General features: G+C 63.9%; 20 protein-coding genes and 5 tRNA genes. 20 read left to right on the top strand and 5 right to left on the bottom strand.

From position 1 onward, the window contains the following. The first annotated feature begins 100 nt into the window (after positions 1 to 100). On the top strand, positions 101 to 991 hold the full coding sequence (locus tag QBK88_RS13845) for an ATP-binding protein (RefSeq protein ID WP_268149631.1): 891 nt from the start codon (positions 101 to 103) through the stop codon (positions 989 to 991). After that, positions 988 to 1,470, top strand: a complete 483-nt coding sequence (locus QBK88_RS13840) for a GAF domain-containing protein (protein WP_277962437.1) — start codon at positions 988 to 990, stop codon at positions 1,468 to 1,470. The genes QBK88_RS13845 and QBK88_RS13840 overlap by 4 nt, the downstream gene beginning before the upstream one ends. Before the next feature lie 81 nt (positions 1,471 to 1,551). Here the strand turns inward: QBK88_RS13840 and QBK88_RS13835 are convergent, their stop codons facing one another. Continuing rightward, on the bottom strand, positions 1,552 to 2,316 hold the full coding sequence (locus QBK88_RS13835; RefSeq protein ID WP_268149635.1) for a hypothetical protein: 765 nt from the start codon (positions 2,314 to 2,316) through the stop codon (positions 1,552 to 1,554). A gap of 254 nt (positions 2,317 to 2,570) precedes the next feature. On the opposite strand from QBK88_RS13835, the gene QBK88_RS13830 reads away from it, so the two are divergent. The 5 genes from QBK88_RS13830 to QBK88_RS13810 all read left to right on the top strand — a co-directional run bounded on the left by QBK88_RS13830 (position 2,571) and on the right by QBK88_RS13810 (position 3,295). Continuing rightward, positions 2,571 to 2,646 (top strand) — tRNA-Glu (locus QBK88_RS13830). A gap of 2 nt (positions 2,647 to 2,648) precedes the next feature. Further along, a tRNA-Gly gene (locus QBK88_RS13825) sits at positions 2,649 to 2,724 on the top strand. 104 nt (positions 2,725 to 2,828) lie between these two features. Further along, positions 2,829 to 2,904, top strand: a tRNA-Glu gene (locus QBK88_RS13820). A 3-nt stretch (positions 2,905 to 2,907) separates the two neighbouring features. Beyond that, a tRNA-Gly gene (locus QBK88_RS13815) sits at positions 2,908 to 2,983 on the top strand. 236 nt (positions 2,984 to 3,219) lie between these two features. Then, positions 3,220 to 3,295, top strand: a tRNA-Gly gene (locus QBK88_RS13810). 114 nt (positions 3,296 to 3,409) lie between these two features. Here QBK88_RS13810 and QBK88_RS13805 read toward each other — a convergent pair. Next, positions 3,410 to 3,823, bottom strand: a complete 414-nt coding sequence (locus tag QBK88_RS13805) for a PA2817 family protein (RefSeq protein WP_277962436.1) — start codon at positions 3,821 to 3,823, stop codon at positions 3,410 to 3,412. Positions 3,824 to 3,927: 104 nt separating this feature from the next. Then, positions 3,928 to 6,375, bottom strand: a complete 2,448-nt coding sequence (locus QBK88_RS13800; RefSeq protein ID WP_277962435.1) for an acyl-CoA dehydrogenase — start codon at positions 6,373 to 6,375, stop codon at positions 3,928 to 3,930. Between the two features lie 231 nt (positions 6,376 to 6,606). Here QBK88_RS13800 and QBK88_RS13795 point away from each other — a divergent pair, with 231 nt between their 5' ends. After that, a complete protein-coding gene (locus QBK88_RS13795; protein WP_277962434.1) occupies positions 6,607 to 7,539 on the top strand; it encodes an ABC transporter ATP-binding protein in 933 nt (310 codons plus the stop codon). Then, positions 7,536 to 8,315 carry an ABC transporter permease gene (locus QBK88_RS13790; RefSeq protein WP_268149645.1) on the top strand — a complete coding sequence of 260 codons (780 nt, stop codon included), beginning with the start codon at positions 7,536 to 7,538 and terminating at the stop codon, positions 8,313 to 8,315. The genes QBK88_RS13795 and QBK88_RS13790 overlap by 4 nt, the downstream gene beginning before the upstream one ends. Positions 8,316 to 8,408: 93 nt before the next feature. Here the strand turns inward: QBK88_RS13790 and QBK88_RS13785 are convergent, their stop codons facing one another. Continuing rightward, positions 8,409 to 8,942 carry a DUF2062 domain-containing protein gene (locus tag QBK88_RS13785; RefSeq protein WP_277962433.1) on the bottom strand — a complete coding sequence of 178 codons (534 nt, stop codon included), beginning with the start codon at positions 8,940 to 8,942 and terminating at the stop codon, positions 8,409 to 8,411. A gap of 148 nt (positions 8,943 to 9,090) precedes the next feature. Between QBK88_RS13785 and QBK88_RS13780 the strand changes: the two genes are divergently transcribed. The 9 genes from QBK88_RS13780 (at position 9,091) to QBK88_RS13740 (ending at position 16,489) form a co-directional block, all read left to right on the top strand. Continuing rightward, entirely contained in the window at positions 9,091 to 11,316 is a 2,226-nt protein-coding gene (locus QBK88_RS13780) for a DNA internalization-related competence protein ComEC/Rec2 (RefSeq protein WP_277962432.1), read from the top strand. Between the two features lie 62 nt (positions 11,317 to 11,378). Beyond that, positions 11,379 to 12,014, top strand: a complete 636-nt coding sequence (locus QBK88_RS13775) for a MotA/TolQ/ExbB proton channel family protein (protein ID WP_277962511.1) — start codon at positions 11,379 to 11,381, stop codon at positions 12,012 to 12,014. Next, a complete protein-coding gene (locus QBK88_RS13770) occupies positions 12,011 to 12,436 on the top strand; it encodes a biopolymer transporter ExbD (protein WP_277962431.1) in 426 nt (141 codons plus the stop codon). Before QBK88_RS13775 ends, QBK88_RS13770 begins: the two co-directional genes overlap by 4 nt. Next, on the top strand, positions 12,436 to 13,437 hold the full coding sequence (gene lpxK / locus QBK88_RS13765) for a tetraacyldisaccharide 4'-kinase (RefSeq protein ID WP_277962430.1): 1,002 nt from the start codon (positions 12,436 to 12,438) through the stop codon (positions 13,435 to 13,437). Before QBK88_RS13770 ends, lpxK begins: the two co-directional genes overlap by 1 nt. Before the next feature lie 41 nt (positions 13,438 to 13,478). Next, a complete protein-coding gene (locus QBK88_RS13760) occupies positions 13,479 to 13,664 on the top strand; it encodes a Trm112 family protein (protein WP_027977460.1) in 186 nt (61 codons plus the stop codon). Further along, positions 13,661 to 14,425: a 3-deoxy-manno-octulosonate cytidylyltransferase gene (kdsB, locus tag QBK88_RS13755; RefSeq protein ID WP_268149655.1), complete on the top strand. Its 765-nt coding sequence runs from the start codon at positions 13,661 to 13,663 to the stop codon at positions 14,423 to 14,425. Before QBK88_RS13760 ends, kdsB begins: the two co-directional genes overlap by 4 nt. Continuing rightward, a complete protein-coding gene (locus tag QBK88_RS13750; RefSeq protein WP_277962429.1) occupies positions 14,425 to 14,889 on the top strand; it encodes a low molecular weight protein-tyrosine-phosphatase in 465 nt (154 codons plus the stop codon). The genes kdsB and QBK88_RS13750 overlap by 1 nt, the downstream gene beginning before the upstream one ends. Next, positions 14,886 to 15,905: a UDP-N-acetylmuramate dehydrogenase gene (gene murB, locus QBK88_RS13745; RefSeq protein ID WP_277962428.1), complete on the top strand. Its 1,020-nt coding sequence runs from the start codon at positions 14,886 to 14,888 to the stop codon at positions 15,903 to 15,905. The genes QBK88_RS13750 and murB overlap by 4 nt, the downstream gene beginning before the upstream one ends. A gap of 8 nt (positions 15,906 to 15,913) precedes the next feature. After that, positions 15,914 to 16,489: a nucleotidyltransferase family protein gene (locus tag QBK88_RS13740; protein ID WP_277962427.1), complete on the top strand. Its 576-nt coding sequence runs from the start codon at positions 15,914 to 15,916 to the stop codon at positions 16,487 to 16,489. A gap of 153 nt (positions 16,490 to 16,642) precedes the next feature. Here the strand turns inward: QBK88_RS13740 and rne are convergent, their stop codons facing one another. Further along, entirely contained in the window at positions 16,643 to 20,017 is a 3,375-nt protein-coding gene (gene rne, locus QBK88_RS13735) for a ribonuclease E (RefSeq protein ID WP_445764931.1), read from the bottom strand. A 740-nt stretch (positions 20,018 to 20,757) separates the two neighbouring features. Between rne and rluC the strand changes: the two genes are divergently transcribed. Together rluC and QBK88_RS13725 are read left to right on the top strand one after the other, a co-directional pair. Further along, positions 20,758 to 21,717, top strand: coding sequence for a 23S rRNA pseudouridine(955/2504/2580) synthase RluC (gene rluC, locus QBK88_RS13730; RefSeq protein WP_277962425.1), 960 nt, complete (start codon positions 20,758 to 20,760; stop codon positions 21,715 to 21,717). After that, entirely contained in the window at positions 21,707 to 22,369 is a 663-nt protein-coding gene (locus tag QBK88_RS13725; RefSeq protein WP_277962424.1) for an HAD-IA family hydrolase, read from the top strand. The genes rluC and QBK88_RS13725 overlap by 11 nt, the downstream gene beginning before the upstream one ends. The last annotated feature ends 6 nt before the right edge of the window (positions 22,370 to 22,375 follow it).

The raw sequence follows: 22,375 nt of genomic DNA, 5'->3' as shown, positions 1-22,375 counted from the left end.
GCAAGCATAGCTGAAGTCCTGTTCGTTTCGGCGCTGTGAGTGGAGTATATCGACAGCGCGCGGACGCCTTTTACTGTGATTGTGAAAAAAAGGAGAAGCCATGGACGCGCGTTTGAGTGCATTTCTGGAGCGCGCCGAGTCAGTGCTCGCACGGCTTGAACCGTTGTTGCCGGCCGTGCGCCCGGAAATCGACTGGTCCCGGTGCCTGGCCGCGCGTTGGCAGCGCGATGGCCGGTCGGGCTACCTGATGCCATTGCAGGTGAGCCTCGACACCCGCCTCACGGACTTGATCGGCGTGGACCGCCAGCGTGATCAGCTCGGCGCCAACACCCGGCAGTTTCTTCAGGGGTTGCCGGCCAACCACGCGCTGCTGTGGGGGTCGCGTGGTACCGGAAAGTCATCGCTGGTGCGCGCCTTGCTGGCCGAGCACGCGGCGCAGGGGCTGCGCCTGATCGAGATCGAGCGCGACCACCTGGCCGACCTTCCGCGAGTGGTGGAGCAACTGGTGCACCTGCCCCAGCGCTTTGTGCTGTTCTGCGACGATTTGTCATTCGAGTCAGGGGAGGGTGATTACCGTATCCTCAAGAGCGTGCTGGATGGTTCACTGGAATCGGCACCGGAGAACGTGCTGTTGTACGCCACCTCCAACCGCCGGCACCTGGTGCCGGAAAAAGAGAGCGACAACGCCCACTGGCAAAACGTGGATGGCGAAATCCACCCCAGCGAGGCGGTGGAAGACAAGATTGCCCTGTCCGACCGTTTCGGCCTGTGGCTGTCGTTCTACCCGTTCAATCAGGAACATTTTCTCGACGTGGTCGAGCACTGGGTGGGCCAGTTCGCCAGCCAGGCCGGCCTTGTCTGGCAACGCACCGAGGAGCTGGATATCCTCGCGGCACGCTGGGCCACTGGCCGCGGCAACCGCAACGGCCGCTGCGCCTACCAATTCGCCCGTTACTGGGTGGGCCTCAAATTACTGGAGCAACCGCAATGATTGATTTGAACAGCACCGGCCAGGGCCTCGAAGGCTACGCGATGCTGACCGCGCAACTGGAATCGCTGCTCGCCGACGAGCGTGACTTCATTGCCAACGCCTCGCAGTTTTCAGCATTCCTCTACCACTCCGTGGATGACCTGAACTGGGCGGGTTTCTACCTGAACCGCAACGAGGAACTGGTACTGGGCCCGTTCCAGGGCCAGGTAGCCTGTGTGCGCATTCCGTTCGCCAAGGGCGTGTGCGGCGCCGCGGCGGCCACCCGCCAGACCCAGCGCGTGGAAGACGTGCACGCCTTCCCCGGCCACATTGCCTGTGACAGCGCATCGAACAGTGAGCTGGTGATTCCGTTGATCAAGGAAGGGCGCCTGATTGGCGTACTGGACCTGGACAGCCCGAAGCTGGCACGCTTCGCCGAAGCGGATCAAGCCGGCATCGAAAAACTGGTGAACGTATTCCTGCGCCTGACCGACTGCTGACCAGGAATGCAGCGGACCCGGCCGCGTCGGCGGTGCACGCGGTCTACCTGTACCGCGCGGCCAGGTCCTCTATTAACGCAGTCAGTCGTAGATGACCTTCTTCTTCCATTCCGGCTCGACTTCCTTGAGCCCGTCGGTCAGTTCGTTATGGTCATCTTCGCTGGGCGCTGTCTTGTCCAGCACCATGGCATTGGCGCGCCCCAGCAACTTCTCCATGTAGTGCAACTGCTCCTGGTAAACCGCCGGTTCCGGTTGCTTGCGCAAGTACTGTACGCCACGTTCGAATGCCAGCCGCGCCTGCCCAGGCTGCTCGGCCTGCAACGCCGCCTGGCCCAGGTTGTTGAAGAACTCGATATGCAACAGCACCAGGATGTGGCGGATCTCGCGGATCCAGTGTTTGGCTTCATTGGCCGGCAGAAAACCGTCCTGTGCCGCGCGGGTCACCTGGCTGTGCAGCGCTTCAAGCAGAAAACGCACGTCCTTGGCCTTGGCTTCTGTCTGGATCGGCGTGGGCGGGTTGTTCACTGAAATGCCTTCACCCTTGGCGATTTCCGCTTCCAGTTCACCCAGGCGGGCGCGAACGCCTGCGTTGCCCTTGTCCTGGGCCAGGATGCGTTGGTTGAGGTTCAGTTCCAGGCGCGTCAGCAACAGCTTCAGCGCCGGGGTCATCAACTGCCCCGGAAAGGTCTCGGTGATTTCGCCGCAGCGGCGCAAGCGGTCATGAAGCTCGAGCTTGAGCTTCTTCTTTTCCAGCTTGTTGTTCTCCACCACATTGTTCAGGTAGCCGATGGCAATCAATATAACGATCCCCGCTACTATAAGCAGGGTGATCATGAGTGGTGTCACCGTGTAAGCCTCGTCAGGTTATCGTCCATTTGAGTGTAGTGGCTTCGCCCCCACCCGGATAGTGGCGTTTGCCCCGGGAGCCTGTCGGGCAGGGCGCCCGATGCCGTTCCCAATCAGGTTATCGGCCGGGAAGTCATTGATTTAAATAAATTTATCACAGGGGGTTGACGATTCTTCAAACCACCCCTAGAATGCGCGCCACTTGCAGCGTAAAGCACACAGCGAAGCGCGGCAGGGAGTGAATGTTGTAGTGTGTCCCCTTCGTCTAGTGGCCTAGGACACCGCCCTTTCACGGCGGTAACAGGGGTTCGAGTCCCCTAGGGGACGCCAATGCGGGAATAGCTCAGTTGGTAGAGCACGACCTTGCCAAGGTCGGGGTCGCGAGTTCGAGTCTCGTTTCCCGCTCCAATTTTAAACGGTCTTGCTTTCGGGCGGGGCTGAGTGAAACCAGAACCAAGTCTTCGGATGCGGGGCTGGGCACTGGAACACACACCATGTGTTCCGGGCAGCGTGTCCCCTTCGTCTAGTGGCCTAGGACACCGCCCTTTCACGGCGGTAACAGGGGTTCGAGTCCCCTAGGGGACGCCATTTGCGGGAATAGCTCAGTTGGTAGAGCACGACCTTGCCAAGGTCGGGGTCGCGAGTTCGAGTCTCGTTTCCCGCTCCATATTCATCAAGAACGCCGCTCACTGAGCGGCGTTTTTGTTTGCGCGCGATTTGCCCTCGGTCGGCATTCGCCGCGAAGGGAAGAGCGCGTCCGAAAAGCGCTAAATGCATGAATTTGAAAAATATTTTCAAAAAGGGCTTGCCAAACAATCCAAATGGATTCAAAATCTGCCCCATCGAAACGTTGATGAAACATCAACGATTTCAACAAGATAGCTGCTTAGTAAGTTGTCTTTTGCGGGAATAGCTCAGTTGGTAGAGCACGACCTTGCCAAGGTCGGGGTCGCGAGTTCGAGTCTCGTTTCCCGCTCCAAATTAATCAAGAACGCCGCTCATTGAGCGGCGTTTTTGTTTGTGCTTGAAAAAGCAGATACAGGGCTAAAGAAAAAGCCGCTCGATGAGCGGCTTTTCTGCACCTGCGAAGGCATCAGTGCTTGTTGCTGTCCTGCAGCGACATCGCCATCAACTGCTTTTCCTGATTCCAGTCGAACGGTTCGTCGTTCTCTTCGGCTTCAAAGCGGCGTTCTTCCAGTGCCTGGTAAAGATCGATTTCTTCATCAGGCATGAAGTGCAGGCAGTCGCCGCCGAAGAACCACAACAGGTCCCGCGGGACCAGGTGGGCGATCTGCGGGTAGCGCTGGATGATCTGGCACATCAGGTCCTGGCCCAGGTAGGCACTGCTGACCGGGTCGATGGGCAACTCCAGGCGCAATTCGTCGTAGCGTTCCAGAAACAGGGCATGGCTCTCGTCGGGCACCTGTTCGGCTTCACCCAGGGCGACCAGGATGCCGCGCAGGTGGTCGAGCAGGACAAGCTGGTGGTCGATGTAAGGGGTGGCCATGTTGAGGGTCCTCATGAGCAAAACGGGCGCGGGAGTATACGGCGCCCGTTGCGTTGTGTCTCATGCCGATTGCCCGATGGGCGCTACGGCGTGTGCAGCGCCCGTCACCGAGTGCGGCCTTCGGTGGGTTTGAGGGCTTCCTTGTCGAAGTCGTCCACGTCGATCACCTTGCGCCGCGCCGCTTCGGCCTGACGCAGGGTCTCGGCTTCGCCCGCTTGCAATACACCGGCTTCCAGGGCCGCGTCGATCAGGGTTTGCTCCGGCGCTGGGGTAAACTGGCCACCCTTGTAGGCGGTGTGCAGCTTTTTCTGCAGCGGGTGGCTGGCCGCGAGCAGGTCGCTGGCCACCTGCAGGGCCCCTACTGGATCATCCTCGCCCTGCGGCCGGTAGCAGCCGGCAAGCAGTTCTTCCAGCGCTGGGTCGCCTTTGGCGCGGCCAATCACGGCAGCGACTTCGGCGTCCAGGCGGTCGGAGGGGCCCGTGTGGCGGCGGCCAAACGGAAACACCAGTGCGCGCAGCGCGCAGCCCAGCACGCGGCTCGGGAAATTTTTCAGCAACTCGTCCAGGGCTCGCTCCGCCTGGCCCAGGCTTTCTTCCAGGGCCCAGCGCACCAGCGGTTCCAGGTAATCGGGCGAGTTCAGGTCGTGGTAGCGCTTGAGCGCCGCCGAGCCCAGGTACAGGTTGCTGAGCACATCGCCCAGGCGCGCCGACAGGCGTTCACGACGTTTCAGCTCGCCCCCCAGCAACATCATGCTCAGGTCGGCCAGCAGCGCGAAAGCGGCGGCCTGGCGGTTGAGGGCGCGGAAGTAGCCTTGGCTGAGGCTGTCGCCGGGGGCGTGTTCGAAATGGCCCAGGCCCAGGTTGAGCACGAAGGTACTGGCGGCATTGCTGATGGCGAAACCGATGTGCTTGAGCAGCAGGGCGTCGAATTCCACCAGCGCCTGGCCTTTGTCCTCGCGGCTGGCCAAGGCCATCTCCTTGAGCACGAAGGGGTGGCAGCGGATAGCGCCCTGGCCGAAGATCATCAGGTTGCGCGAAAGGATATTGGCGCCTTCCACGGTGATGAAGATCGGCGCGCCTTGCCAGCTGCGCCCCAGGTAGTTATTGGGGCCCATGATGATGCCCTTGCCACCGTGTACGTCCATGGCGTGGGTGATGCACTCGCGGCCGCGCTCGGTCAGGTGGTACTTGAGGATGGCCGACAGCACCGAAGGCTTCTCGCCCAGGTCCACGGCGTTGGCGGTGAGCATGCGCGCGGCGTCCATCAGCCAGGCGTTGCCGCCGATGCGCGCCATGGCGGCCTGGATGCCCTCGAATGCCGACAGTGGCACGTTGAACTGCTCACGCACCTGGGTGTACTGGCCGGTGACCAGGCTGGTGTACTTGGCGGCGCCAGTGCCTACCGCGGGCAGGGAGATGGAGCGGCCTACCGACAGGCAGTTCATCAGCATCATCCAGCCTTTGCCGAGCATGGCCTGGCCGCCGATCAGGTAATCCAGCGGAATGAACACGTCCTTGCCGGCGTTGGGGCCGTTCATGAAAGCGGCGCCCAGCGGCAGGTGGCGGCGCCCGATCGTCACGCCGGGGGTGTCGGTGGGGATCAGCGCCAGGGTAATGCCCAGGTCTTCCTCGTCGCCCAACAGGTGGTCAGGGTCGTGGGCCTTGAAGGCCAGGCCCAGCAGCGTGGCGACGGGCCCCAGGGTGATATAGCGTTTTTCCCAGTTCAGGCGCAGGCCAATCACTTCTTCGCCCTGCCACTGGCCCTTGCAGATAACGCCGGTGTCAGGCATGGCGCCGGCGTCCGAGCCTGCCAGCGGCCCGGTCAGTGCGAAGCAGGGAATATCGTCGCCGCGCGCCAGGCGTGGCAGGTAGTGATTACGCTGTTCATCGGTGCCGTAGTGCAGCAGCAGTTCGGCCGGGCCCAGGGAGTTGGGCACCATGACGGTGGAGGCCAGGTCGCCGCTGCGGGTGGCCAATTTCATCGCCACCTGAGAATGGGCGTAGGCGGAGAAGCCCTTGCCACCGTATTCCTTGGGGATGATCAGGGCGAAGAAGCCGTGCTCCTTTATATGCGCCCAGGCTTCGGGCGGCAGGTCCATGTCCTGGCCGATCTGCCAGTCGCTGACCAGGGCACACAGTTCCTCGGTGGGGCCGTCGATGAAGGCCTGTTCTTCTGCCGTCAGTTGCACCTTGGGGTAGGCCAGAAGGGTGTTCCAGTCGGGGCGGCCGCTGAACAGCTGGCCATCCCACCACACGGTGCCGGCGTCGATGGCTTCGCGTTCGGTCTGGGACATGGGCGGCAGGGTGCGCTGGAACCAGTTGAACAGCGGGGCAGTGAACAGTTTGCGGCGCAGGTCCGGCAGCAGCAGGGGAAGGGTGCCGGCGATCAGCAGCACCCAGAAAATGGCCAGCAGCCAGCCCGGTGCATGGCTGAAGATGCCCATGGCCAACAGGTACACGGCGATAATGCCCAAGGCGGGCAGGGGTGCTACGCGACGATGGGCCAGCCAGGCACTGCCGACGACCAGAACCACGATCCACAACAACAGCATATTCAGTCCTCCATGATGATGGGGCGATGCAGCTTCAGATTAGTGACCCCGCGCGAGCAGGCGAGTTCGGGTGCTAGCCCCAGGCTGATAAGCAATATCGATACGGACCACTGTACATGTGCGCTTCTTGCTAGCACCATTAGTCAAAACCACCGCACTTCGGAAGTACGCGTGGTGTCTTTATTAAAGCTTCTGTCCCCTTTCTTTCTTATTTCGGTGCATGGTTTATCTATGAGTTCTGCTCTGTCCATTCGGCAGCTGACCAAGACCTACGGCAACGGTTTCCAGGCCCTGAAGGGCATTGATCTGGACGTGGCCGAAGGCGATTTCTTCGCCCTGCTGGGCCCCAACGGGGCCGGCAAGTCCACCACCATCGGTATCCTCTCCACCCTGGTGAACAAGTCCGGGGGCACGGTGAATGTCTTCGGCCACGACCTGGATCGCGACCCGGCGGCGCTCAAGCGCTGCATCGGTGTAGTGCCTCAGGAGTTCAACTTCAACCAGTTCGAGAAGACCTTCGATATCGTCGTCACCCAGGCCGGGTACTACGGTATCCCCCCGCGCATCGCCAAGGAGCGTGCCGAGCAGTACCTGACCCAGTTGGGGCTGTGGGACAAGCGCGATGTGCCTTCGCGCTCCCTGTCAGGTGGCATGAAGCGTCGGCTGATGATCGCCCGTGCGTTGATTCATGAGCCGCGGCTGCTGATCCTCGATGAGCCGACCGCAGGCGTGGACATCGAGCTGCGCCGTTCGATGTGGACCTTTCTGACCGAGCTCAACCAGAAAGGCATCACCATCATTCTCACCACCCATTACCTGGAAGAAGCCGAGCAACTGTGCCGCAACATCGGCATCATCGACCACGGCACCATCGTCGAGAACACCAGCATGCGCAAGCTGCTGGGCACTTTGCATGTGGAAACCTTCCTGCTGGACCTCAAGGCGAACCTTGCCGAGGCACCTGTTCTGCACGGCTACCCCTGCCGGCTGGTCGACGGCCACACCCTGGAAGTGCAGGTGGACAAGGAAGTGGGCATCACCGCACTGTTCGGCCAGTTGGCCCTGCAGAACATCGAGGTGCTGAGCCTGCGCAACAAAACCAACCGTCTTGAGGAGCTGTTCGTGTCCCTGGTGGAAAAAAACCTGGCGAAGGTGGCTCAATGAGTTTCGAAGTGAAAGCCAACTGGGTCGCCCTCAACACCATCGTCTACCGCGAAGTGCGGCGCTTCATGCGCATCTGGCCGCAGACGCTGCTGCCCCCGGCCATTACCATGGTCCTGTATTTCGTCATCTTCGGTAACCTGATCGGCCGACAGATCGGTGACATGGGTGGCTTTACCTACATGGAATATATCGTGCCCGGGCTGATCATGATGTCAGTGATCACCAATGCCTACGGCAACGTCGTGTCGAGCTTCTTCGGTAGCAAGTTCCAGCGTTCCATCGAAGAGTTGATGGTGTCACCGGTGTCGCCCCACATCATCCTCACTGGCTACGTGGTCGGTGGCGTGCTGCGTGGCCTGGCGGTGGGCGTCATCGTGACCCTGCTGTCGTTGTTCTTCACCCATCTGCAGGTGCACCACCTGGGCATCACCTTGCTGGTGGTAATCCTGACGGCAACCATCTTCTCGCTGCTGGGCTTCATCAACGCGGTATTCGCGCGCAACTTCGATGACATTTCGATCATCCCCACCTTCGTGCTGACGCCATTGACCTACCTGGGTGGGGTGTTCTACTCCATCACCTTGCTGCCGCCGTTCTGGCAGGCGGTGTCGCTGGCCAACCCGGTGCTGCACATGGTCAATGCCTTTCGCTACGGTATTCTCGGCGTGTCGGATATTCGCATCAGCGTAGCCGTGGCGTTCATGCTGGTCGCCACCGTGGTGCTGTACGTGGGCTGTGCCCGGCTGCTGGTCAGCGGCCGCGGCATGCGCAGCTGACCCTCCAGTTCCCACAGGTGTAGCAGTCGGTTCAGGCCGCGTCGGCGGTACCCGCGGTGTACCTGATGCCGCGCGGTGTTCGTGACGCGGCTGCTACAGGTCCGAAGGCGGCTTGCAGCCGCGAGCCTTGCGGCTGCGCCACTGGCGCATCACCCACCAGCGCCAATAGACCTGGGTCGCCACATAGCCGAGTGCGCCCATCACCAGCCCCGTCACCACCGAGCCTAGCAGGAAGGGCTGCCACAGCGTGGCAAACTGCCCGCTCAGCCATTCCCACGTCAGGTCGTCAGGCAAGCCACGCGGCGGGGTGCCCATCAGCCACGCCCCAACCTGGTATGTGACGAAAAACACGGGGGCCATGGTCAGCGGATTGGTCAGCCAGACCAGGCTGACGGCGATGGGCAGGTTGCCGCGAACCAGCGTGGCCAGTGCGGCCGACACCAGCATCTGCAAAGGGATAGGCAGGAATGCCGCGAACAGCCCCACCGCCATGGCCCGTGACACCCCGTGGCGGTTCAGGTGCCAGAGGTAGGGGTCCTGCAGCAGGCGGCCAAGAACGCGTAACGACGTGTGCCGGCGCAGGCGCTCAGGGTCGGGCATGTAGCGTTGGAAAAAGCGGCGCGGCATGCAGGTTTCTCGCAGGCAAGCCAGAAGAGGATGGCCGCAGTATGCCCGGATTGCCTGACAATCAGTTTCAGACTTTGTGACAAATATTTAGCGGCGCCCCTGGGGTTTTGCCCTGATGCTGCGTGCAGGAAAACTCAAGGATGAGTGTATGCGCACTGCGTTGCTGGCGCTGGCCATTGGCCTGGTCTCCCTGCGGTTCTTGCCTCTGCTGCCCCCGTGGCCATGGCTGGCGGGCCTGTTTGCCTTGGCGGTCGGGCTTCAGTTCTGGCGTCGTGCCCGACGGCCGGGGCTGGTGCTGCTCGGGCTGGCGTGTGCCTGCGTGCAGGGGCACTGGGCGCTGGATGACCGCCTGTCGCCTGACCTTGATGGCCGTACCGTGTGGCTCGAGGGGCGCGTCGGTGGGTTGCCTGACAACCAGGGCCAATCGGTGCGCTTCGAACTGACTGATATCGATAGCATGCGCCATGCGCTACCCCGCACCGTGCGTCTGTCCTGGTTCAACGGCCCGGCCGTCAGCCGCGGTGAGCGCTGGCGCCTGGCCGTGACCCTCAAACGCCCCAGAGGGGTAGTGAACCCCGCCGGCATGGACGCCGAGGCGTGGATGCTGGCCCGTGGCATTGGTGCCACCGGCAGCGTGAAGGACGGTCAATTGCTGCGCACGGCCCCGGGCAGTTGGCGCGATACCCTGCGCCAGCGGTTGCTGGCGGTGGATGCCCAGGGTTATCAGGGCGTGCTGGTGGCGCTGGTGCTGGGCGACGGCTCGGCTATCAGCCGTGAACAATGGGCGGTGCTGCAAGCCACCGGTACCGTGCATCTGCTGGTGATTTCCGGTACCCACATCGGCCTGTTGGCGGGCCTTGTTTACGGGCTGGTGGCGGGGCTGGCGCGCCTGGGACTGTGGCCGGCACGTTTGCCGTGGTTGCCTTGGGCGTGTGCACTGGCGTTCGGCGCCGCCCTCGGGTATGGGGGCCTGGCCGGCTTCGGCGTGCCAGTGCAGCGGGCGTGCATCATGCTGGGGTTGGTGCTGTTGTGGCGCCTGCGCTTCCGTCATCTTGGGGTGGGGTTGCCCTGGCTGGTGGCGTTGAATGCGGTGCTGCTGGCCAACCCGTTGGTCAGCCTGCTGCCGGGTTTCTGGCTATCGTTCGCGGCCGTCGGGGTATTGATGCTGGTGTTCTCCGGGCGGCTGGGGGCGTGGCGGTGGTGGCGGGCCTGGACGCGGGCCCAGTGGCTGATGGCGGTGGGGCTGTTGCCCGCATTGCTGGCCCTGGGTTTGCCGGTGAGCCTCAGCGGCCCGCTGGCCAATCTGCTGGCGGTGCCGTGGGTGAGCATCGCCGTGTTGCCAGCGGCCTTGCTCGGGGCGGTTCTGTTACCGGTCCCTTGGCTGGGCGAGTCGCTGTTATGGCTGGTGGGCGGCTTGCTGGCGCTGTTGTTCGAAGGGCTGGCCTGGTTATCGCAGCAGGCGCCTGCGTGGGTGCCGGCGCGCTTGTCGCTCTGGCTATGGGTGCTGGTGCTGGTGGGTGCCCTGTTGTTGCTGTTGCCCGCCGGGTTGCCGATGCGCCCGCTGGGGTGGCCGTTGGTGCTGCTGGCCGCCTGGCCGCCGCTGTCACCCGTGCCCCATGGGCAGGCCGAAGTCACCCAGCTGGATGTCGGTCAAGGTCTGGCGGTGGTTGTAAGAACCCGGCACCACACCGTGTTGTACGACGCGGGCCCACGCACCCCTGGGCACGATGCCGGTGAGCGGGTGGTGCTGCCCAACTTGCTGGCCATGGGCGTGCGCCGCCTGGACTTGATGCTGATCAGCCATGCCCACCAGGACCATGCAGGCGGCGCGGCGGCGGTGCAACGGGGGCTGCCGGTCGCCGCCGTCTGGGGTGGCGAGGCCGACCAGTTGGCGCCCGGCCTGCAGGCGCTGCAGTGTGAGTCCGGTCGGCAGTGGCAGTGGGATGGCGTGAGGTTTACCGTGTGGCGCTGGGCCGCGGCCCGTGACAGCAACCCGTCGTCGTGCGTGTTGCTGGTGGAAGCCCAGGGCGAACGCCTGTTGCTGGGGGGTGATATCGACGCCGCCGCCGAGCGTGCATTGGTCGCCAGTGGCCTGGACCTGCGCGGGCACTGGTTGCAATCGCCTCACCATGGCAGCCGCACCTCTTCGTCCCAGCGCCTGCTCGACGCCATGGCCCCGCGCGGGGCGCTGATTTCCCGTGGCCATGGCAACACCTTCGGCCACCCGCACCCGCAGGTGGTGCAGCGTTACCGAGCCAATGGCATGGAGGTGCACGACAACGCCCTGCAGGGGGCCCTGCACCTGCGCCTGGGGCGTTTCGACGGTGTGCGCGGCGAGCGTCAGCAGCGCCGCTTCTGGCGTGATCCGACATGACGGTCTACGACCCGTTGCCCCCCTATGTTAGAGTGGCGGACTTTTTCGAGGGGGTCGTTACTGTGTGGGAATTGGTCAAATCCGGCGGCTGGATGATGTTGCCGATCATTCTGAGTTCCATCGCTGCCCTGGGCATCACCGCCGAGCGCCTGTGGACTTTGCGTGCCAACCGTGTGACCCCGCCGCACCTGCTCGGCCAGGTGTGGGTCTGGATTCGTGACAAGCAATTGAACAAGGAAAAGCTCAAGGAACTGCGCGCCGATTCCCCCTTGGGCGAGATCCTCGCCGCCGGCCTGGCCAACTCGCGCCACGGCCGTGAAATCATGAAGGAATGCATCGAAGAGGCTGCTGCCCGCGTCATCCACGAAATGGAGCGCTACATCAGCACCCTCGGCACCATCGCTGCGATGGCACCGCTGCTGGGCCTGCTGGGCACGGTGCTGGGCATGATCGAGATCTTCAGTTCGTTCATGGGCGCCAACATGGCCACCAACCCTGCCGTGCTGGCCGGCGGTATCTCCAAGGCCCTGGTCACCACGGCATCGGGCTTGATCGTCGGCATTCCCGCGGTGTTCTTCCACCGTTTCCTGCAGCGCCGCATCGATGAGTTGGTGGTGGGCATGGAGCAGGAAGCCATCAAGCTGGTGGAAATGGTACAAGGCGACCGTGAAGTCGATCTGGCCGAGGACAAAGCGTGAAGTTCCGCCGCAAGCAGCGAGAGCAGATCGACATCAACCTGGTGTCGCTGATCGACGTGGTCTTCGTGTTGCTGCTGTTCTTCGTGGTCACCACCACGTTCACCAAGCAGACCCAGCTGCGCGTCGACTTGCCGGAGGCGGTCAGTGGCAGCCCCGAGCAGGATGCGGGCAAGACCGTCGACATCGCCATCAGCGCCGATGGCGTGTATTCGGTGAACAACAAGCTACTGCCCAAGAGTGACCTGAGCACGCTGATGGATGCCGTGCAGGCCGAGTCGGGCGGCGACACCAAGTTGCCGCTGTCCATCAGCGCCGACGGCAAGACCCCGCACCAGGCTGTCATCACCGCCATGGACGCCGCGGGCAAGCTGGGCTTCAGCCACCTGAGCATGACCACCGTCGAGGCGCAGGGCGCAAACTGATGGCTTTCTCCGATCGCTTGCTGGCTGCCTGGTACACCGGCCACCCGGCCCTGGCGCTGTTGCGCCCGCTGGAGTGCCTGTACCGCCGTGTGGTGCAGAACAAGCGTCAGCGCTTTGTGCACGGCCAGGGCACCGTCTACCGTTCCCCGGTGCCACTGGTGGTGGTGGGCAACATCACTGTCGGCGGCACCGGCAAGACCCCGCTCATCCTGTGGCTGGTCGAGCATTGTCGGCGCCAGGGCCTCAAGGTTGGCGTGGTCAGCCGTGGCTACGGCGCCAGGCCGCCGCAGTTGCCGTGGCGGGTGCTGGCGGACCAGGACGCCAGCGTGGCGGGCGACGAGCCGCTGCTGATCGTACAGCGTACCGGCGTGCCGCTGATGATCGATCCCGACCGCAGCCGCGCGGTACAGGCCCTGACCGCCGCTGAACCGCTGGACCTGATTTTTTCCGACGACGGCTTGCAACATTACCGCCTGGCGCGGGACCTTGAATTGGTGCTCATCGATGCCGTCCGTGGCCTGGGCAACCGCCGTTGCCTGCCGGCGGGGCCGTTGCGCGAGCCTGTCGAGCGCCTGGCGTCCGTGGACGCGGTGCTGTTCAACGGCGCTGCCGATGACCGGGACGATGGCTTCTCGTTTGCCCTGCGGCCCACGGCCCTGGTCAACGTGCGCACGGGCGAGCGCCGCGGCCTCGACCTCTTTCCCGAAGGGCAGGCCATGCATGCGGTGGCCGGTATCGGCAACCCCCAACGTTTCTTCAACACCCTCCAGGCGCTACACTGGCGGCCACAGGCCCACGCGTTCGCCGACCATGCCCACTACAGTTTGGCGGCGCTGACATTCACACCGTCGCTGCCGCTGGTCATGACCGAGAAAGACGCCGTCAAATGCCGCGCTTTCGCCCGTGACGACTGGTGGTACCTGGCGGTCGACGCGCAGCCTTCGCCAGCCTTCGTCGACTGGTTCGACGCACGCTTGCCGAGCCTGCTGGCGCGCACCTGACCCTATTGCCTTCACGCTGCACCTTTTGCCAAGGATCTATCATGGACACCAAACTGCTCGACATCCTCGCCTGCCCGATCTGCAAAGGCCCGTTGAAACTCAGTGCGGACAAGACCGAGCTGATCAGCAAGGGCGCCGGCCTGGCCTACCCGATCCGCGACGGCATCCCGGTGATGCTGGAAAGCGAAGCGCGCACCCTGACCGACGAGGAGCGTCTGGATAAATGAGCCAGGCTTTCACGGTTGTCATCCCGGCGCGTTTTTCCTCCACGCGCTTGCCCGGCAAGCCCCTGCAGATGATTGCCGGCAAGCCCATGGTTCAGCACGTCTGGGAGCAAGCGCGCAAGAGCAGCGCCCAGCGCGTGGTGGTGGCCACTGACGATGCACGCATCGTCGAGGCTTGCCAGGCATTTGGCGCCGAGGTGCTGTTGACCCGTGCCGATCACGAGTCGGGCACCGACCGCCTGGCGGAAGTCGCCCAGGCCCTGGGCCTGGCCGCCGATGCCATCGTGGTGAACGTGCAGGGTGACGAGCCGCTGATTCCCCCGGTGGTCATTGACCAGGTCGCGGCTAACCTCGCGGCCCACGCCGAAGCGGGCATGGCTACCCTGGCCGAGCCCATCGAGGATGTCGTTTCCCTGTTCAACCCGAACGTGGTCAAGGTCGTCAGCGACATCAACGGCCTGGCTCTGACTTTCAGCCGTGCCACGCTGCCATGGGCTCGCGATCAGTTCGCCGCCGACCGTGACGCGCTGCCAGCGGGTGTGCCGTTCCGGCGCCATATCGGCATCTATGCCTACCGTGCCGGCTTCCTCCAGGACTTCGTGGCCTGGGGGCCATGCTGGCTGGAAGAGACCGAGCGCCTGGAGCAGTTGCGGGCGTTGTGGCATGGCGTACGCATTCATGTCGCCGACGCGGTCCAGGCCCCGCCTGCCGGTGTCGACACCCCCGATGACCTGGAGCGCGTTCGGCGCCTGCTGGAGGCCTGATGCGCGTCCTGTTCGTGTGCCTGGGCAATATCTGCCGCTCGCCCACCGCCGAAGGCGTACTGCGCCATCAGTTGCTCAAGGCCGGCCTTGCCGAGCGCATTGAAGTGGCCTCGGCCGGTACCGGCGACTGGCACGTGGGCAAGCCGCCGGACGGCCGTACCCGCCGTGCGGCACTGGCGCGCGGGTATGACCTGTCGGCCCAGCGTGCCCAGCAGGTCAGCGCCGCCGACTTCAGCCGCTATGACCTGATCCTGGCCATGGACCACAGCAACCTGGGCAACCTCAAGCGCCTGCAGCCTGCCAACGGCCGTGCTGAACTGGACTTGTTCCTGCGCCGCTACCACGGCCCGGTCGATGAGGTGCCCGACCCGTACTACGGCGGCGAGCAGGGTTTCGAACACGTACTGGACCTGATCGAGCAAGCCTGTGAAGGCCTGGTCAACGAATTGAAGGGGCGGCTATGAGCCTGCACATCCGTGAGCAGGTATCGCTCAAGCCGTTCAACACCTTTGGCATTGACGTCCAGGCACGCTGGTTCGTCGAGGTCGAGAGTGACGAGCAGGTGCGTCAGGCGCTGGCCTGGGCCCACGAACATCAGGTCGCGCTGTTGCCCATCGGTGGTGGCAGCAACCTGCTGCTGACCGGTGACCTGGATGCACTGGTCATGCGCATGGCCAGCCACGGCGTGCAGGTATTGAGCGATGATGGCCTGCAGGTGGTGGTCGAGGCCCAAGCGGGGGAGCCCTGGCACCCCTTTGTTCAGCAGACATTGGCCATGGGGCTGGCGGGGCTGGAAAACCTCAGCCTGATCCCTGGCACGGTCGGCGCCGCGCCCATGCAGAACATTGGCGCGTATGGCGTTGAAATCAAGGACGTGTTCGCTGGCCTGACTGCGCTGGACCGCCAGAGCGGTGAGCTGCGCGACTTCAACTTGGCGCAGTGTGGGTTCGGCTACCGCGACAGTCTATTCAAGCGCGAACCGGGCCGCTGGTTGATCCTGCGGGTGCGTTTCAGGCTTGCCCGGGCAGTTCAATTGCACCTGGATTACGGCCCGGTGCGCCAACGCCTGGCCGAGCAGGGTATCAGCGAGCCTACCCCCAGCGACGTCAGTGCCGCCATTTGCAGCATCCGTCGGGAAAAACTGCCGGCCCCGGCCGAACTGGGCAATGCCGGCAGTTTCTTCAAGAACCCGGTGGTGCCGGCTGCGTTGGCCGAGCAGATCAAGGCCGACCACGCCGACCTGGTGGCTTACCCACAGGCCGATGGGCAGGTGAAACTGGCCGCTGGCTGGTTGATCGAGCGGGCGGGCTGGAAGGGTTTTCGTGAAGGTGATGCGGGGGTGCATCGCCTGCAGTCACTGGTGCTGGTCAACTATGGCAGCGCCACTGGTCAGCAGTTGCAGGATCTGGCGACACGGATTCAGGCTGATATCTTCGCGCGCTTCGGCGTGCAGTTGGAGATGGAGCCCAATCTCTACTAGGGGGTGGCATGCAACCGTGCGTGGTGGTGCTGGCAGCAGGGCTGGGTGCGCGGTTTCAGGCGCAGGCAGGGGCGGGGCAGCAGAAGTTGCTGGCGCCCTGCGCAGGGCTTGAGGGTGTCGAGCGGCCGGTGCTCGAGCACACATTGCGCAACCTCGAAGGCCTGTCAGCGCATCGGCTGCTGGTCACCCGTCCTGAGCGCCACGAAATTATCGCGTTGGCCCGTCAGTATGGTTTCACCGTTGTCCTGGCCCATTCCCCTGGCCTGGGCGATAGCCTGGCGGCGGGCGTGGCATTCATGCCCGAAGCGGCAGGTTGGCTGGTGGTGTTGGGCGACATGCCCTTCATACGGCCGCAGACGTGTTGGGCGGTGCTTTCTCTTCTCAATGATGAGTGTATTTGCGTGCCGGTGACGGGCCAGGGCTACGGCCACCCCGTCGCCTTCGGGCGGGCTTTCGCCGCGCCTTTGATGGCGCTGACCGGTGACCAGGGTGCCCGGCGCCTCTTCGCCGGCGCGCACGTCATCGAAGTGCCCGTGGACGACCCCGGCATCTACCGCGACATCGACCTGCCCCAGGACCTGTAGTAGCGGACCCGGCCGCGTCGGCGGTGCATGCGGTTTGCCTGCTGCTGCGCGGCGTTGGTGACGCGGCCAGGTCCGCTGCTACGAGGTCATAAGCGATGCAAAAAAAAGCCCCCGCTGCATCGCTGCAGCGGGGGCTTTTTCATTGCTTCAAGATCAGACGAACGGCTTGTGCTCGTGCTGTTCTTCTACTGCGTGCGGTTGGTGTTCAACCACCGGTTCGGCTTCAGCGGCCTGGGCTGCTGCGGCTGCAGCGGCTTCAGCTTCGCGCTTGCGGCGACGCACTTCGCGCGGGTCGTTCGGTGCGCGACCGTTGCTGGTCAATGCGACCGCAGGGGCTTCTGCAACCGGGGCTGGCGCTTCTTCAGGCTTGGCTTCGACAACCGGCTGGGCTTGCACCACGGACTCGGCGGCCGGTGCTTCGGCCACGGGGGCGGCTTCAACCACGGCGGCTGGGGCGGCTTCGACGCTTTCGGCCTTGACCGGCTCAGGCACTGGCTGCGGCTGGATGTCGACCACCGGGGCGGCGACTTCCTCGACGGTTTTCGGCGCAGGCGCTTCAAACACCGGGGCAGGCTGCTCGACCACTGGTGCGGCGAACACTTCAGGCTCTGGTTGGGCTTCAACTACCGGGGCTGCTTCAACCAATGGCTCGATCACGGGTTCGGCGACCTGGGCGGCCTCTACAACCGGGGTCACTTCGACCGGGGCTTCGGCGGCCGGGGTTTCGAACACCGGGGTCACGACCACAGGCTCGTCGGCGACGACTTCGGCGTGAACGGCTGGCGCGGCTTCTTGCGCAGGAGCAGGTGCGGCTTCGGCAACCGGGGCTTCTGCTGCTTCAGGTGCGGCTTCGGCAGCCGGAGCGTCCACTGCTTCAGGAGCAGCAGGGGCGACGTCCTGGGCGCTGGCGTTGGCACGTTCAGCCTGGGCAGCGGCCTGGGCTTCTGCCGGTGCGCTGATCACGGTGCTGGCGACAGCGGCGGTGACGGCCAAGCCGGCAGCCAGTTCGGTGGTCGATGGCTCGGCGCCTTCTTCCTGACCTTCTTCGCTGCCTTCCACGACGTCGCCGTTGGCATCACGCTGACGCTCACGACGGTTGCTGCGACGACGCTGGCCGCGGGAGCGACGACGAGGGCGTTCGCCTTCGGCGCCTTCGTGGTTCTCGTCCTGCAACAGCTCTTCATTTGGCAACGCTTCGTCGGCAGCCGCGGCTACTTCAGTCGCTTCGTTCTCTACTTCCGGGCGCAGGGTGCGTTCGCGTGGAGCACGTTCCTCACGTGGGGCACGTTCTTCGCGGGGAGCGCGTTCTTCACGAGGCGCACGTTCTTCACGAGGGGCGCGTTCCTCGCGTGGAGCGCGTTCTTCACGAGGGGCACGTTCTTCGCGCGGAGCGCGTTCTTCACGAGGGGCGCGTTCTTCGCGTGGTGCACGCTCTTCACGCGGTGCACGTTCCTCACGTGGCGCGCGCTCAGGGCGTTCTTCGCGTACGGCCGGGGCCACGGCGTCCAGCGGCTCGCGCAGTTCGCGAACCGGGCGGTCTTCACGGCTGCGACGCTCTTCACGAGGGGCGCGTGGCTCGCGTGGTGGGCGCGGGGCGCGTTCCTCGCGGGCGGCCGGTGCTTCCTCGCGTGCTTCGCGTGGTGCGCGCTCTTCACGTGGCGCACGCTCTTCGCGCGGCTTGCGTTCTTCGTCGCGACGGCCGTTGCGGCTGCGGCTCTGCTGGCGGCCGTTGCGGCGTTCCTCGTTGCGCTGTGGGCGCTCGGGGGTGGCTGGCTTCTCGACCACGGCAGGCGCTACAGGCTCTTCCTTGGTGGCGAACAGGCTGACCAGCGACTTCACCAGGCCTTTGAACAGGCTTGGCTCAGGCACGACCGGGGCAGGCGCAGGCGCGGCAACCGGGGCTGCGGGTACTTCCACCGGGACCGGGGCGTTGGCGCGGGCCGGGGCCGTCTTCACGGCTGCTTCCTGGCGAACCAGGGTGCGAGTGGCGGCCACTGGCTGAGCTTCCTCGGCTTCGGCCGCGGCGATCTCGTAGCTCGACTGGTTGGTCTGGGCTTCTGGGCTGTCGTCGCGCAGGCGCTGCACTTCGAAATGCGGCGTTTCCAGGTGGTCGTTCGGCAGGATGACGATGCGAGCACGGGTACGCAGTTCGATCTTGGTGATCGAGTTGCGCTTCTCGTTCAGCAGGAAGGCGGCGACCGGAATCGGCACCTGGGCGCGGACCTCGGCGGTGCGGTCCTTCAGGGCTTCTTCTTCGATCAGGCGCAGGATGGCCAGCGACAGCGATTCCACGTCGCGGATGATGCCGGTGCCGCTGCAGCGTGGGCAGACGATGCCGCTGCTTTCACCCAGCGATGGGCGCAGGCGCTGACGGGACATTTCCAGCAGGCCGAAGCGCGAGATGCGGCCGATCTGCACGCGGGCACGGTCGGCTTCCAGGCATTCGCGGACTTTCTCTTCCACGGCGCGCTGGTTCTTGGCGGGGGTCATGTCGATGAAGTCGATCACGATCAGGCCGCCGATGTCACGCAAGCGCAGCTGGCGGGCGATTTCCTCGGCCGCTTCCAGGTTGGTCTGCAGGGCGGTTTCCTCGATGTCGCTGCCTTTGGTGGCGCGCGCCGAGTTGATGTCGATGGACACCAGGGCTTCAGTCGGGTCGATCACGATCGAGCCGCCGGACGGCAGTTCGACCACGCGCTGGAAGGCGGTCTCGATCTGGCTTTCGATCTGGAAACGGTTGAACAGCGGCACGCTGTCTTCGTACAGCTTGATCTTGCTGGCGTACTGCGGCATGACCTGGCGGATGAAGGTCAGGGCTTCTTCCTGGGCCTCGATGCTGTCGATCAGCACTTCGCCGATGTCCTGGCGCAGGTAGTCGCGGATGGCGCGGATGATCACGTTGCTTTCCTGGTAGATCAGGAAAGGCGCGGAACGGTCCAGGGAGGCTTCCTTGATCGCGGTCCACAGTTGCAGGAGGTAGTCCAGGTCCCACTGCATTTCTTCGCTGCTGCGGCCCAGGCCGGCGGTGCGAACGATCAGGCCCATGTCGGCCGGGGCCACCAGGCCATTCAGCGCTTCACGCAGTTCGTTGCGCTCTTCGCCTTCGATGCGGCGCGAGATGCCGCCGGCACGCGGGTTGTTGGGCATCAGCACCAGGTAACGGCCGGCCAGGCTGATGAAGGTGGTCAGGGCCGCGCCCTTGTTGCCACGTTCTTCTTTCTCGACCTGGACGATGACTTCCTGGCCTTCGCTCAGGACGTCCTTGATGTTGACGCGGCCTTCGGGGGATTTCTTGAAGTATTCGCGGGAGATTTCTTTGAGTGGCAGGAAGCCATGGCGTTCGGAGCCGAAGTCGACGAACGCGGCTTCCAGGCTCGGCTCGATGCGAGTGATGCGGCCTTTGTAGATATTGGCCTTCTTCTGCTCGCGTGCACCGGACTCGATGTCCAGGTCGTAGAGGCGCTGGCCGTCTACCAGGGCAACACGCAACTCTTCGGGTTGAGTTGCGTTAATCAGCATTCTTTTCATGTAGTACCGTCGGTTTCCGGGCTGCCGGAAACGGCGTTCGGCACACACGACTTCTCACGGTCGGTGTCAGGTGCGTCAGCGGTGGCGGGGCCACTGCAGTGTCCAGCGAGGTTCATCCAACGGGGATGAAGTCGCGACGACGCTTCCTGCTTGCTGTGGTGTCAAAAGCACTCAGTCAGGAGGAGGAATCAATTGTCCTGCGTGGACGCCCGTAAGCGTCTTGATCAAGCCCTTGTCGTGTCGTGAGGCGCCTGTGGCAGTTCTCGACATGACGCGGTGCTACACGGTCCGACGATTGTGCATCTCCACCCTACACGTATCCCTGATAATTCGGGTGCTGCCGCGCGCTGAATCCGCAACGGGTTGGCATTTATCGCAAGTGCCGACAGGGCGCTTGCGCATTTATGGCTAAGGCTTTGTGTTTCCGAAGCATTCGCCGGTACCGAGTGACAACGACCGCGATGGATGGGAGTGGCATCGAAAAAAAACTGAAAATGAGTGCAGAAACACCGCTCTTTTTGGCTTTCTCTCGGTCTTCTCACATCTGCGCCGGTTACGTTGCATACCACCCCGTAATCAAGCGAAAACCCCGTCGGACGGCCTCGCGTCCTCATGAATTGCGTAGGCAAGGGCCGGTCTACTACCGCATATCCGCTTGCCCGCCACTTTTGGCGGCGTTCGCGACTATAGCAGCAATCATTAAGTGCTTCAAATCCATAAAAAATTGTTATCATGGGGAAATGACGACTACAACCCCTCCAACCTCCGGCGTCCAGCTGCTCGAGGTTGCGCCGGAATATGCCGGCCAACGCATCGACAATTTCCTCATCACCGCGCTCAAGGGTGTGCCCAAAACCTTGGTCTACCGCATTCTTCGCAAGGGCGAAGTGCGGGTGAACAAGGGGCGGATCAAGCCCGAATACAAGCTGCAGGCCGGGGACATCGTCCGTATTCCACCTGTGCGCCTGCCCGAGCGCGATGAGCCCGTGCCGCTGGCCCAGGGGCTGTTGCAGCGCCTGGAGGCTTCGATTGTCTTCGAAGACAAGGCGCTGATCGTGATCAACAAGCCCGCCGGTATCGCCGTGCACGGTGGCAGCGGCCTCAACTACGGGGTCATCGAGGCCTTTCGTCAGTTGCGCCCCGACGCCAAGGAGCTGGAGCTGGTGCACCGGCTTGACCGCGACACCTCTGGCCTGCTGATGATCGCCAAGAAGCGCAGCATGTTGCGCCACCTGCACGCTGCCCTGCGCGGCGACGGCGTGGACAAGCGCTACATGGCGCTGGTGCGCGGCCATTGGGCCACGGCGCGCAAGCAGGTCAACGCCCCGTTGCAGAAGAGCAACCTGCGTTCGGGCGAGCGCATGGTCGAGATCGACGAAGAAGGCAAGGAGGCCCTGACCCTGTTCAAGGTGCTGCGCCGCTTCGGCGACTTCGCCACCATGGTCGAGGCGCGGCCGATCACCGGTCGTACCCATCAGATCCGCGTGCACGCCCTGCATGCCGGGCACAGCATCGCCGGCGACAGCAAGTACGGCGATGAGGATTTCAGCCGCGAGATTCGCGAGCTGGGCGGCAAGCGCCTGTTCCTGCACGCTTATCAGTTGACCGTGCCGCTGCCCGACGGCGGCGCGCTGAAGCTCGAAGCGCCCGTGGACGACATGTGGGCCAAGACCGTGGAGCGCCTCGCCAGTGCACCCTGACTATGACCTGCTGATCTTCGACTGGGACGGCACTCTGGCCGATTCCATCGGTCGGATTGTCGAGGCCATGAAAGTGGCGGCGCGCTCCGCCGGTTATGTGGAGCGTGATGACGAGGCCATCAAGGGCATCATTGGCCTGGCGTTGCCGGAAGCCATCCTGACCCTGTACCCGCAGCTCAGCGACGCGCAGGTGGTGGAATTCCGCCAGCACTATGCTGACTGCTACATGGCCATGGACAGCGAGCCTTCGCCGCTGTTTCCGGGTGTGGCAGAGTCGTTGGCCGCGTTCCGGGCGGCCGGTTACCGCCTGGCGGTAGCGACGGGCAAGGCGCGTCGTGGCTTGGATCGGGTGCTCAAGGCTCATGGGTGGGAGGCGTATTTCGACATCACCCGTGCCGCTGACGAAACCCGCAGCAAGCCGCACCCGCTGATGCTCGAGGAGATCCTTGCTCATTGCCAGGTGCCGCGCGAGCGCGCGCTGATGGTGGGTGATGCCTCGTTCGACCTGCTGATGGCGCGCAACGCCGGCATCGACGCAGTGGCCGTGGGCTATGGCGCCATGCCGCTGGGTGCTCTGCTGGTGCACGAGCCGGTGCTGGCCATCGAACGCTTCACTGAACTGCATGCCTGGCTGACAGGCGCGACGACCTGACTTTTC

The sequence above is a fragment of the Pseudomonas sp. RIT-To-2 genome (genome assembly GCF_029623465.1).
Lineage (GTDB): Bacteria > Pseudomonadota > Gammaproteobacteria > Pseudomonadales > Pseudomonadaceae > Aquipseudomonas > Aquipseudomonas silvicola.
Note: the sequence above shows the minus strand (reverse complement) of the source record. Positions and strands in the feature narration are given on the sequence as shown.

Bases quoted from the DNA above. Each gene is read 5' to 3' on its own strand.
- QBK88_RS13785 (WP_277962433.1), bottom strand. From the start codon at position 8,942: ATGCCGCGCCGCTTTTTCCAACGCTACATGCCCGACCCTGAGCGCCTG.
- QBK88_RS13760 (WP_027977460.1), top strand. From the start codon at position 13,479: ATGGACACCAAACTGCTCGACATCCTCGCCTGCCCGATCTGCAAAGGC.
- QBK88_RS13790 (WP_268149645.1), top strand. From the start codon at position 7,536: ATGAGTTTCGAAGTGAAAGCCAACTGGGTCGCCCTCAACACCATCGTC.
- rne (WP_445764931.1), bottom strand. From the start codon at position 20,017: ATGAAAAGAATGCTGATTAACGCAACTCAACCCGAAGAGTTGCGTGTT.
- QBK88_RS13805 (WP_277962436.1), bottom strand. From the start codon at position 3,823: ATGGCCACCCCTTACATCGACCACCAGCTTGTCCTGCTCGACCACCTG.
- murB (WP_277962428.1), top strand. From the start codon at position 14,886: ATGAGCCTGCACATCCGTGAGCAGGTATCGCTCAAGCCGTTCAACACC.
- QBK88_RS13800 (WP_277962435.1), bottom strand. From the start codon at position 6,375: ATGCTGTTGTTGTGGATCGTGGTTCTGGTCGTCGGCAGTGCCTGGCTG.
- QBK88_RS13795 (WP_277962434.1), top strand. From the start codon at position 6,607: ATGAGTTCTGCTCTGTCCATTCGGCAGCTGACCAAGACCTACGGCAAC.
- QBK88_RS13840 (WP_277962437.1), top strand. From the start codon at position 988: ATGATTGATTTGAACAGCACCGGCCAGGGCCTCGAAGGCTACGCGATG.
- QBK88_RS13750 (WP_277962429.1), top strand. From the start codon at position 14,425: ATGCGCGTCCTGTTCGTGTGCCTGGGCAATATCTGCCGCTCGCCCACC.
- QBK88_RS13780 (WP_277962432.1), top strand. From the start codon at position 9,091: ATGCGCACTGCGTTGCTGGCGCTGGCCATTGGCCTGGTCTCCCTGCGG.
- QBK88_RS13845 (WP_268149631.1), top strand. From the start codon at position 101: ATGGACGCGCGTTTGAGTGCATTTCTGGAGCGCGCCGAGTCAGTGCTC.
- rluC (WP_277962425.1), top strand. From the start codon at position 20,758: ATGACGACTACAACCCCTCCAACCTCCGGCGTCCAGCTGCTCGAGGTT.
- kdsB (WP_268149655.1), top strand. From the start codon at position 13,661: ATGAGCCAGGCTTTCACGGTTGTCATCCCGGCGCGTTTTTCCTCCACG.
- lpxK (WP_277962430.1), top strand. From the start codon at position 12,436: ATGGCTTTCTCCGATCGCTTGCTGGCTGCCTGGTACACCGGCCACCCG.
- QBK88_RS13740 (WP_277962427.1), top strand. From the start codon at position 15,914: ATGCAACCGTGCGTGGTGGTGCTGGCAGCAGGGCTGGGTGCGCGGTTT.